This window comes from Streptomyces sp. NEAU-YJ-81, assembly GCF_017592595.1.
Taxonomy (GTDB): Bacteria; Actinomycetota; Actinomycetes; order Streptomycetales; family Streptomycetaceae; genus Streptomyces; species Streptomyces hygroscopicus_B.
Window position 1 is genome coordinate 623,951 of the sequence record NZ_JAGFNO010000001.1, and the last position, 10,853, is coordinate 634,803.

Here is a 10,853-nt window from a genome sequence, read left to right on the forward strand (position 1 = left end):
TTCGTTGACGTCATCTCCCATGCGCTCGGCGAGTGCCTGGAGGGACAAAGGATGGCTCGCTTCGCGAAGGCACAGCTGTGTACGTTCCTTGAGGGAGCGACGATGTCGTTGTCGCGGTGGAGACGGAGCGGCTTCCGGAGTGGGTAGATCAAAGAGCTGGAGCTCTTGGCCACCTTCCTCATCGGCGAGCACCCAGCCCCCGGTGTCCGCCATGACGATCCGATCGTCGGCGAACAGGACGCTGCGGACGGCTTTGAGGTCGCCCGCCTCTGGGAGACGTTGCAGGATCTGAGCGTCGGTGAGCGGAACGGAGGCGTCCCCCAACACGGCGACTACTCGGTCCTCCAGAGCTTTCCCGGGCGCAGCCGAGGAGGTTCCGTCTGCTAGGGCCCATCCGCCGCTAGTAGGTATTGCCTGCATGACGCGGGAGACAAGATCGCGTAACGCCGGCGGAAGCTGATCTGCCCGTACCAGGAGGGCGCCGAGGGTCGCATGCCTGCCCCCTTGCGCCGTCGCGTAGGCGGCCAACTGCATCAGCGCAGCATCCAAGTCCACTGCATCGGTGGCGAGCTCAGCTGCCCGGCTGTGGTTTGGGGCAGGGAGCTTCGGCTGTGTAGTCATTGTGACGCCTCGTCCTGATGAGCTATGCGCTGTCGGAGGTAGGGCCAGGTTTGGGCTGGTGCAACTCCGGGACAGAAACGCACCAGCCCAGCCTCTCAATCGTCAGTCCATGTCGTCCTGACTTGAGAGCAGGGCGTCGTCCTCGGGTTCTTCCAAAAGGTCAGCCGCCGCAGAGTCGAGTTCGTCTTCGGAGCTCTCAACCGTGTTGACCGATGCGGTGCCGCGCTCAGCAAACCATTGCTCGTATGCCTCCTCCGGGACATAGAACCAGTCGCGCAAGGCACGCTTGAGGTAGGTACTCGCGTTCTTCTCAGCCTGCGGGAGTAGCTTGGGGTCTTTGCGCCCGGGGCTGCGAAGCCTCAGTGCTTTCAGTTGCTGCCCCGTACACAACTTGAGGTACAGGCCGCGGGCTTCGCTAACCATGCGCTCGAGCGCGGCCATGTCCGTGAGCCACGGAGTGATGTGCTCCCTGGCCGCCGGCGTGAGTAGTGCCTGCAGCCAGAAGTACCGGAAGTAGACCGCCTGTGGTGTGTCCATGTTCGAGATCTGGTTGATGGGATTGTTGATCTCGTCCTTGTTGAAGGCAAGCCTGCGGTCCTTGGCCTTGCCGTTCTCTTGAGCAAAGAAGGAGTTCCAGCCAGCAACGAGAGCGTCAGTGAAGGCCGGTAGGTCCTTGAGTTCTGTTACACCTGACATATCCTTACGCAGCTCCCACAACGATCCGAGGGTCATGATGAGACCGAGCTGGCAGGCGTGGGTGTTAAAGACTACGTAGGCGGCTTTCACTTGCTTGTGAAAAATCGGGCGCCCGGAGTCGAGATATTCACGGATCCGGTACTCCTCGAAGGTCTCCCTTCGGGCCTCAAGCGCCTCCCAGGACAGAATTACGTCGGTCTTCTGGGCCTTACCACCCTTTTGTTTCTGGTCCTGGAAGTGCGCATGGCTATCACGCAGCGTCCAGTAGACGCCAACGCCGCTAAACAATGCATCGTGTGCAAGGACCAGTCCGGTGGCATCGTCTTTATGCCATCCTTCTTTCAGGCGGATCAGGGCCCTGGAGTGGGCGGCATACGGAGCGGTCTTCGACAGCAGCGTAAGGAATGCCTTCCCCCACGTCTCAGCAAAACGGTCGCTGATGGCGTCCTTTTGGCCGAGCGGGAAGCTCCGATTCCCGATCTCATTCGGCTGGTAGGTAAAGCCGCCGTCTTCGATGTAATCAGGGAAGAGGCTTGCTAGGTCCAGCTGCTTCCTCATGAACTCGTCACGACCCGTCTCGCTGGGTCGGCCACCAAACTTCAACGTGACGTCTTTGAGGTATTTGCCGGGGCCGAAGATGCAACGGTCGACACCGAACTTCAGCAGGTGAATATTGGTCAGCACCGACCAGCGGGCTGAGCGAGTGGTGTTCTCCTCAGGGTTGTCATACTCAACCGCGCACAGAGGTAGATATGAGTCGTGCATGTCCGTGCGTAGTTCGCTCAGCATCCTTCGTGCAAGTACGTTCGCCAATTCGGCGTCAGAAAGGAGGATAATCCGCGATTCGGAGGGGGGGCGCGCCTCCTTATTTACGTCTACGAAGAGTTTACGTGCGGCCTCGTGCGGTTCATTTTGTTCCCCGGTTTGGTCAGGGAACCAGCAGACCGCGACGGGAACTTCGATACCGCCCAGGAACGTACTCGGGTCCGCGCCTGCCTGCCGCAGCTCCTTCACCAGCTGGTTGACCTTGTTCTCGTAGAAAGAGCGGAAGCGGGCACCGCCAGCCGACTGCTGCCAGCTGTTAGTCATCGTGCGCTCCACGGCAAGGAGGGCCATGGCTCGATGCTGTCCGTCGAGCACGACGAGCTGGGATTCAGTCTTGTTCCACCACAACTTGCCGAAGTTCGCGGAATCCAACCGATCATCTGCGCCAAGTACTCGCTGCACCTGGAATGAGGTGCCAGCGCGTTCCTGCTGCCACCGCGCACCAGCGTCCTCCTCCACGGTCGGCTCGCCCAGCGCCGGGAACTTGGATGGCTGGTGATTACGGAATGGCAGAAGCACGGCGACGATCGGCGGGAAGAAGGCCAGGCGGCCTGCAGGCTGCGGCTTGAGCAAGTAGGGAATCATGTCCTCCGCGACACGGTGGTCGTCCAAGTCCCGCTGGAGGAGCTGGTTGAAGTCCATGTCTTCGGCCCGCATCAGCTCACGCACCGGTGCGAGGTTCTTCGTGAGCTGGCGCTCGGGGGCATGGGAGTCTTCGCCTAGCCGCGCCTTGGTCATGATGTAGTCCACTCGGCCGGCGGGGGTGGCAAAGCTGCCCCATGTGCCCTGCACGTAGTCGCGGAACGTGAGTGTGGCGCCTGATCCGAACATCTTTTCCCTACTGCCTTCTGAGATTTTATTGGCCTACCGACAGGATTAGTTCAGACGGGCCAGACATATTCCGCACATCTTGACTCTGCCCCATTGTTGCTCGAATAACTGAAGGGGAACGCCGCGATCCAGTACCCCCGTAATGCTGTCTGTTGGTGCACATCACCAGATACTTTATAAGGGATCAGTTGCGCTCCTTCAAGTATTCCTGCGTAAACATCCCCCAGTAACTGCGCAGGCTATCGAAGGCGTCCGGGTCAGGCTGCGATGCTTCGGCGCGGACGAATGCCATCAGCAGAAGATCGATCGCTGCCTCTGCATGCCGAGCGAGGTCCACTACAGCGTCCCTTGTCAGATCAGCAGCCCCATTGTCGGCAATCTGCTTGATGGGGGTGTAGACGTCTCGAAAGAAGGGGTGCCGATGATTGAGGACAGCGACCGACTTGGCGTTAAGGTGGCGAACCTCCATCAGTTCCTTCCCGAACCACTGGCCGTCTAGTAGGATGACGGGCTTCGAATCAAATTGCATGAGGATTTGATCAATCCGGGGCTTGTCTTCCGGATTGGTCGGATCCAGTTGAAGATCAGCGATCGCCTGCCTGATGATTTCCCGCTCATTCTCCGGGGCAAGATTCCGGTCTGTCACCACCGCCGGGAATCGCGCTTCCACATCCGCCGCGATCTTCATACTGTCAGCATGCCCGATCTCGACCTGCCGCCTACCGAAATCCGCCTGGTCCCAGTAGGCCCTGATCTCCTTGCGTGCCTGCTTGATTGGGCGCTCAAGCCACTTACGCAGTTCCTCCCTCAGCTTGCCAACTGGTTCGGCGCCGCGCTTGACGTGCCGCACCTGGAAGAACTCGTCCAGTTCAGCAGGAAAGCCGACCTCGATTCCAATGTACCGATTGACTTTATCGGTACGCCCGCCGGGCAGCATTCTTGGGACCACATCGTAATAGATCTCCCGGCCATTGCGCAGGATGCTGATCCTTCCTGCATTCTCGTCGTTGATATAGAATTCGCTGATTTCACGCCCGTTCACATCCCGGGCACCACCTTCCCCCCGCTGGGGGCGGAACTCCTTCGGCACCAACGTAACGGTAACGTGGACCTTGCGCCCATCCACTTCCAAATCCCCTTCCTGAATAAGGACGCCACGCACGTCAAGCGGCTTGTACTTGTTGATGACGCGAGGGTTGTCCATGAGGAAGAGGGGGTCATGCAGGGCGATTGGCCGGCCTTCGAGTTCAAAGACGCGCCCGGCGTCAATGAATTTTCGGTAGGCGCGGGCAATGAACTTTCGCAGATCGCTGATCTTGGCTTGCAGTGAAGTGTCGTAGGTCTTACCAGTCTTGAGGCGATCGATCTTGCCGAAGACAACGAGCGTTCCGGAAGGGAAAGGTTCTCCCTTCTTGTCAAGCATCAGCATTCGGCCGTTGACGGGCCAGTCTTCCACGACACTACTGGTGATGAATTGCTGCTTTCCATTTTTGATCTCATGAAGATCAATATAGGTATGGTAGATGCGGTCGTCGCCAACCCTCTTTGTATATACGTCGAGACGCTCGCCCATGTTAAGAGCAGCGAGTTTGAGTCCCACGCCGAAACGGCCAAGGCTTCTGCGCTGCCCATAGCGGGTGCTGTATCCCATGGACAGGACGTGGTGCAGGATCGCTGGGTCGATCCCAATTCCGTTGTCGGCGAAAAGGATCTCGTCGATGGCCTTGCGATCATCGCTGTATGCCGGCATCACGCGGAGAATCGTGGCATTGGCTTCGATGGAGTTGTCCAGTGGTTCGCCAGCGGCAGCAGTCAGCTCGTAGCCAGCGTCGCGCATGGACTCCAACGCCTTGTCGACCTGGATCAGGCTGGCGCGGGAATCCTCGGCAGAGAGGAACAGGGGGGTGGTGCTCATAGTGGCCGTCCTTCCGGGCGCACTTGAAGATCAGCGAGTTTGCGAGGGGGCGGGCGGGTGTACCGCCCGCCCCCTACCGGCGAGGGCCTACTGGGCCAGATCCAGGTTTGCGCGGGCCTGGCGGGCGACGCGGCGGGCCCGGCTGATTCGCTGGCGCATCCGCGGCAGCGGGAGGTTATGCCGCGCGGCGAGGGTCTCGGCGTCCTCCCCCACCGCCAGGGAGCGCAGGATGGTCCGGTCGATCAGGTTGAACATCGGCTCGGTACGGATCCAGTCCAACCACTCGGCTTTGTAGAAGCCGTGTTCGGTGTAGCTGGGCTCGCGAAGGACGGTGTGCACCGAATCGCAGGGGGCGATCACCTTACGGCGCTCGAGCACCTCGTAGGCGTGGCCCTTGGCTGAGCGGATGCGCCGCTGGGCGGAGCCGGAAGTGTCTTCGTGATCGCGCAGAAGTTCGTCGAGGGCGCGCTCGTGGCGTTCCAGGTCGTAGGTGTCCTGGGTATATATCGCGCTTAGCTGCAACGTGGTGACGGCAGCCTTGATGACGTCGCTGAACATGTGTTGTGCGCTCCGTGGTGTGATTGCGGGCCCCATGCGGTGGCTCGCGTTCCGGAAGGAGGGCGAACGTTGTGGTGTTGAGCGTAGAGGGAGCCACTGACAAGCGTGGTGCGGCGAGTAAAACTCGTTGGCTGTCGGCGGCGTACTGCTCCCTCACCCTCTTAGATCGGGTGAGAGCCGAAGTTGTTGCAGTGTTCCTGACGGTTTGTTGGTTCCCTTGAGGCTGAGGGGACTTGGGCTCGTGGACACGCGTCTCGGTTCAGGCGCGGGGGCGTACAGCAAGCTCTGTCGGCACTCAGGGCCGGGACCGTAGCTTCGTGGTCCCGGCCCTGAGTAAAGGCAAATGACGCGCTACTCGCTTGCGGTAGTGACAAGTTGACGGATCGTCTGAATGTCCTGATTCCCGGCGAGGTGGCCGATGCCGCGGTGAAGATGGATGGTGAGGGTGCGGCTGATCGACTTGTCGGTGAGGGGCTCGCCGTCCGCTGCACACCGCTGTTTAAGCAGGGCGAGGTATACGTCGGCGTAGGTGCCGGCGAAGGTGGCCCAGTCCATCTCAACATTGGAGTCAGTGTTGATCTTCTTGACCAGGGGGGTGGAGGGGTCGCGCAGGGACATTGCCAGGGCCCAGCGGCACAGCACGTTCCAGTTCTTGATGCCGGTCGTGCGCTTGAGCCACACCAACTGGTCCCGTGCAGGCTGGGAGAGGCGGATGGTGTCAAGCGACATGTTCTGCTCCAGAGTTCCACCAGTAGCCGGGTTCGACGGTGGTGGCAAACGTGGTGTCGTCGTGAACGAGGGTGTAGGTGTGCGCGACGGAAGGCTGGAGCCGGTGGTACAGCCGCTCGTCGATCTCCTCGTCGGTCGAGAGCAGCAGGACCTGGTCTCCTGCATGCGGGAAGTAGCGGTCGACGAGATGTTCTCGGTGACGGCTGTCCAAGCGGCCGAGCGGGGTGTCGATGACGCTAGGTAGCCAGTTGCCGGCTACGCGAGCGAGGCCCCAGACGAGCGAGACCGCGAGCAGTTGCCGCTCTCCGGCGCTCAGGCGGCCAGGGTCCACGGCGTCGCCGTTCTCGTCCGTGAGGGTGAGTTGGAACCGCTCGGTGTCGATACGCAGGTTGCGCACAAGGCCGCTCTTACGCATCAGCCGCGTGAAACTCTCCAGCACCGCGACCTCCAAGCGGCTGATGTGCCGCTTCAGAAGGGCGTCCCCGAAGCGCTCGAACAGAGCACGCTGACGCTCGCAGTGGTCATGGATCCGCTGGTTTTCTTCAGCCTCGAACTTCTTAACCGCCTGCTGCTCGTGTGCTGCCTCCAGCTCGTCGTGTGCTGCCGCTCGCCGCCTTTTGGCTGCTTCGTAGGCTTCGACGGCATTGGCGAACGCGGCTTCAGCGCGATGGACAGCCTGCAGTGCCTCCGCCTGCTCTGTCTGCCGCGTCGCGATCCGTTCTTCGCTCGGGACTCCCTCTAGCTGCCGGTCCAGGGCGTCTACTTCCTCTGCCTGTTCGGATGCCAGGTCAAGGAGTTCGCGGGCACGCTGCTGCTCGGTACGCAGGATCTGCTCCAGTCCGGCGAGCTGCGTGTAGCCGTCGAGGTTGAGATCGAGGATCCGCTCTGCTGTGCTGGTCAGCTCGCGCTGCTGACGGTCAGTGGTCAGATACTCCTGAAATGCCTTGAGGCCCGTGGAAGACAGGAGCGTGCCGAAACGGTTCAGGATCTCCTGGTCGCGGCTGGCCAGGGTGTCCAGGACCTGTGCTGCCTCGGCTGCCTGCTGCTCGATGGTCGCCTGCTTGCGCACTGCTGCAAGTTGCTCGCCCAGGAGCTGGAGCGGAAGCGCCCCTGCCGCCACGCTGATCAGGCTCTCCTGCGTGCTGGCCAGGTGTTTAGCTGCGTCCTTGCGGCGCTGCCACAAGGATTCCCGCCGCTCGAAGAGAGCGCCGCCGTCTCGAGCAAAGGCTTCCTCGGCCTTCTTTAGGTCCTTCAGGCGTTTGTCGAGTTCGACGCGCAGCTCGCCCTTCTGATCGTGGGCTCCCCGAACGGCCTCTTTGGCGTCTTGGCAGTGGGCTTCGAGCTGTCTAATCTGCTCTATGGCGGCCTGGTCTTCTTCGCTGAGTCGCTTGCGACGCTGGAGGACCTGCAGATCGGTCCGGAGCTGCTGCACTGTGCTGACCCCGAGCAAAGACTGCACTGCGGACTGGATCACGGCGGACGCGCGTTCCGGATCAGCCAGGGATTCGATCTTCTCTCCGTCGAAAAAGAAGAGAGAGCCGATCTCCAGCGGGAGGAGGTCTTCGACATGGTCAGCCCAGCTGGCGCTGACTACCTGGTCCCACCTGCCGTCGACGAACACGGTGACGTGCTCGCGAAGGCTCTTGCCGCTGACAGACCAGTTTCGGCTGAGACTGTAAACGCGTTCTTTCCCGTCCACGGTGATCGAGAAGTCCAGCATGAGTGAGGCGCCTTCCTCCGCGTTGGCCGCGCGGTTGATGCACTCACGAAGGTAGGTCTCGTAGGAGCGGTTCCCGCGCGCGCTGCAGCGCGCCCGCTGCCCGTACAGGACCAGCTGAAGAGCGTCAAGCAGAGTGGTCTTGCCGCAGCCGTTGAGTCCACCAATCAGCACGATTGGCTTGCCGGGGCGAGTGTGCAGGTCGAGGGTCTGGGTGCCTCGGTAGGCGCCGAAATCCTTCAGGGTGATTTTACGAAGAAGCATGCGTCGTACCCTCTGCGCCGATCACGTCGTCGGTCGTCGTCTGCCTAGGCACCACACGTTGCCCACCCAACTGCTTCTTCTTCAAGGCATACGCGTAGGCGTCTTCCTTGTCCTCGAAAAAGCCGCGCTTAATGGTTTTCTCCAACTCATCGTAGAGCCCGGAACGCCGTGCCCTGGTGCGGAATTTACGCTCCACCGACAGGAGCTCCCGGGCAGTAGCGAAGGCGATTTCGTCACCATCGCTGGCCTCACGCAACAGTTCCATCTCGTCCGCACCGAGTGCCAGCTGCTCGTCCAGGGGAGCACCCGGGAAATCCTCTCCGGTCTCCTCCTTGTAGATCCGAGGCACAAGGTCCTCTACCTCATGCTTCTCGAAGACCCACAGCCGACGGATCTCATGCAGCTCTTCCATCGTGATCAGCTCGATATAACGCACCTCGTCCGGCCCCTCCTCGCGCACCTCGGCTTGGGCGCGGAGGAGTTCACGCAGCCACTTCTCCCGAGCTGCCTGGGTGTAAGGACCGTGGACGACCTTCTGCTTCTTCTGCTTGTCGTCCTTGTCGACATAGGTCATCAACTGGATGGTGCCGTTCATCTTCCGGAAGTCGCGGTCCTCTTCGTTGTCGGCGACGTCCAGCTTGTTGCGCAGTTCAAGGAGCGGTTCCATCCAGCGCTTGTTCTCACCGTCGTTACTGATCATGGCCGCCATCGACTTGTCCTGGTCGACCAGGGTGCAGGTCCAGCAGCCGAATCGGCTGTCCCCGCACGAGGGAGTGCTGGTGTCGACGACCAACGGGCACTCGGCATCCGCCGTGGCGCCCTGGTAGATGGTCATCAGGTCTTTGTTGGAGTAACCCCAGGGGTTTTCCCGTTGCATCAGGAAGGTCCATACCTCATCGTTGGACCAGTCCTCAATAGGGCTGTAAACGAGGCTGTTCGGCAGATTGCCGTTCGGCGAGAGACGGTCGCGCACCCGGCGCTTCTCATGCTTGGCCATGGCGCGGGCACGAATCTGGCTCTCCTGCTTGCGAATCCCGAGAACCATGATTGCCTCACCGTGTCGGCGAACCACACGGCGGATGAAAGAGTTCGACGGCTTGATCTTCATCCTCTCGGTGCACCACCTGAATTTCGGCCGCGGAGCCGGGTAGCCGCGTCCGATCAGATTGACCCAGAAGGTGTCCTTGACCGCAGGCGTGAGACGATTCGGCTCGATCGGCAGTTGCTGCTCCGCCGCGGCCTGACGCATCGTCTCCAGTGACTGGCTGACCCAGGACGCCACGATGGGGTTCTCGACCAGCGTGTCGGTGCTGATGACGTACACCGTCTTCGTACGCTGCTCGACCGGCAGATCCTTAAGCGCCAGCCACACAAGCTGGAGGACTGCCGTGGAGTCCTTGCCCCCGCTGTAGCCGACGACCCAGGGGACCTCGTCGGCGACGTAGAGTTCGCGTACCTCCGCAGTCAGCTCGGCGATCACCGCTTTGAGGCTGGTGCCCTCGAACGGCTTGGCTCGTCGTGTGGGGGTGCTCATGAGATTCCTCGCTGGTAGGCGTCTTCGGCGCTCTGCTCCTCCGGGCTCAGCGCGAGCCCAAGTGCTTGGCGCAGGTAGTTCACGGTGAGTGCCAGCTGGGCGTGACTCTTGGAGACCTTGCCGCCGATGATCGCGCGGCCTTCCCAGTTGCAGTTGGAGCGCGACCAGTCCACTGTCGTCAGGCGATCCAGCCGGCTTCCCCACACGGCGGCGTCAACCGACTCCCGCATCAGGGTGTTCCCGATGCGACCGAGTGCGTGGAGTGCAATGCCGTGACTGTGGATGTAGTCCCTGCGCACATCAGGAGCTGTGAGCGCTCGGCTGCGGACCATCCCCCACTCGGGAAGGAGGGAGTCGACCTTCTCCCAGAAAGCTTGGGCAAGCTGCCCAGCCCGCGGCTTCTCCAATGAAAGCCCCTGCAGGAGCGCCTGGTTGCCCGAATGTAGGGCGCTCAGCGTGAACAGTTTGCGGGAGCGCGCTGAAAGCGTGCTCTTCTCCATCTCGACGTGCTGCCTGAACACGGTCGACTTCATCGCTAGGAGCCTGGTGATCTCGGCGACGGCATCGCGCTGGTCATAGAGAACGCCGATGGAGCGGGAAGGACGGACCGCGTGGCGGTTCAGGTCGGCGAACATCTGCTGGGAGCGGGCGAGCCCGGTGTCGTGGAAGAAGACCACCGCGATGCTCTCGTCGCCAAGGTCGGGGTTCTCCTTGAGAGCCAGCTCGATCGCCGCGCGACGATGCTGACCGTCATTGATCAAGAAGCGTGCCGCCATCGGGATCCGGATCTGGCCCACCCGCGTGCCCACGCCAGTCCCGGCGGTGCTCTCGAAGCGGATGTCGCCGTCGATGGAAGCGGTCAATGCACTGAAGACGTAATCATCCGGATTGTCCAGGATGTACTGAGTCAACGCAGGCAATCGACCCTTGTTCAGCACCCGCTGCGCCCTCACCTCCGGGGCGATCTCGTCCTCATCGAAGAGGAAGATCTTGGGGATGAGCCGGAGCGGGCACATCGACACGAAGAACTGGCGTCCAGCTTGCACCCCCCGGATGGCAGGGAAGGCGTACTCGAAGTCGACGGACGACGTCGCCGCTTCTCCCCGATCTATCTCTCTCACCTCAGCCACGCCTGTATCGTAGCGGTACGTCATCCAAGAAAC

The 10,853-nt window shown here is 61.4% G+C and carries 8 protein-coding genes; 1 reads left to right on the forward strand and 7 read right to left on the reverse strand.

Annotation, left to right across the window (positions count from 1 at the left end):
- Window positions 1–165: 165 nt before the first annotated feature.
- Window positions 166–387, forward strand: coding sequence for a hypothetical protein (locus J5X86_RS02835; protein WP_208515205.1), 222 nt, complete (start codon window positions 166–168; stop codon window positions 385–387).
- Between the two features lie 336 nt (window positions 388–723).
- Here the strand turns inward: J5X86_RS02835 and J5X86_RS02840 are convergent, their stop codons facing one another.
- The 7 genes from J5X86_RS02840 to dndB all read right to left on the reverse strand — a co-directional run bounded on the left by J5X86_RS02840 (window position 724) and on the right by dndB (window position 10,844).
- On the reverse strand, window positions 724–2,973 hold the full coding sequence (locus J5X86_RS02840; RefSeq protein WP_208515206.1) for a DNA sulfur modification protein DndB: 2,250 nt from the start codon (window positions 2,971–2,973) through the stop codon (window positions 724–726).
- A gap of 184 nt (window positions 2,974–3,157) precedes the next feature.
- Window positions 3,158–4,888 carry an ATP-binding protein gene (locus J5X86_RS02845; RefSeq protein WP_208515207.1) on the reverse strand — a complete coding sequence of 577 codons (1,731 nt, stop codon included), beginning with the start codon at window positions 4,886–4,888 and terminating at the stop codon, window positions 3,158–3,160.
- 87 nt (window positions 4,889–4,975) lie between these two features.
- Window positions 4,976–5,446 (reverse strand): hypothetical protein, encoded by a 471-nt coding sequence (locus J5X86_RS02850; protein WP_208515208.1) that lies wholly within the window; start codon window positions 5,444–5,446, stop codon window positions 4,976–4,978.
- A gap of 351 nt (window positions 5,447–5,797) precedes the next feature.
- Window positions 5,798–6,175, reverse strand: a complete 378-nt coding sequence (gene dndE, locus J5X86_RS02855) for a DNA sulfur modification protein DndE (protein WP_208515209.1) — start codon at window positions 6,173–6,175, stop codon at window positions 5,798–5,800.
- Window positions 6,165–8,156 (reverse strand): DNA sulfur modification protein DndD, encoded by a 1,992-nt coding sequence (gene dndD, locus J5X86_RS02860; protein ID WP_208515210.1) that lies wholly within the window; start codon window positions 8,154–8,156, stop codon window positions 6,165–6,167. Before dndD ends, dndE begins: the two co-directional genes overlap by 11 nt.
- Window positions 8,143–9,690: a DNA phosphorothioation system sulfurtransferase DndC gene (gene dndC / locus J5X86_RS02865; protein WP_208515211.1), complete on the reverse strand. Its 1,548-nt coding sequence runs from the start codon at window positions 9,688–9,690 to the stop codon at window positions 8,143–8,145. Before dndC ends, dndD begins: the two co-directional genes overlap by 14 nt.
- Window positions 9,687–10,844 (reverse strand): DNA sulfur modification protein DndB, encoded by a 1,158-nt coding sequence (gene dndB, locus J5X86_RS02870; RefSeq protein ID WP_208515212.1) that lies wholly within the window; start codon window positions 10,842–10,844, stop codon window positions 9,687–9,689. The genes dndC and dndB overlap by 4 nt, the downstream gene beginning before the upstream one ends.
- Window positions 10,845–10,853 lie beyond the last annotated feature (9 nt).

Bases quoted from the DNA above. Each gene is read 5' to 3' on its own strand.
- J5X86_RS02845 (WP_208515207.1), bottom strand. From the start codon at position 4,888: ATGAGCACCACCCCCCTGTTCCTCTCTGCCGAGGATTCCCGCGCCAGC.
- J5X86_RS02850 (WP_208515208.1), bottom strand. From the start codon at position 5,446: ATGTTCAGCGACGTCATCAAGGCTGCCGTCACCACGTTGCAGCTAAGC.
- dndE (WP_208515209.1), bottom strand. From the start codon at position 6,175: ATGTCGCTTGACACCATCCGCCTCTCCCAGCCTGCACGGGACCAGTTG.
- dndC (WP_208515211.1), bottom strand. From the start codon at position 9,690: ATGAGCACCCCCACACGACGAGCCAAGCCGTTCGAGGGCACCAGCCTC.
- J5X86_RS02840 (WP_208515206.1), bottom strand. From the start codon at position 2,973: ATGTTCGGATCAGGCGCCACACTCACGTTCCGCGACTACGTGCAGGGC.
- dndB (WP_208515212.1), bottom strand. From the start codon at position 10,844: ATGACGTACCGCTACGATACAGGCGTGGCTGAGGTGAGAGAGATAGAT.
- dndD (WP_208515210.1), bottom strand. From the start codon at position 8,156: ATGCTTCTTCGTAAAATCACCCTGAAGGATTTCGGCGCCTACCGAGGC.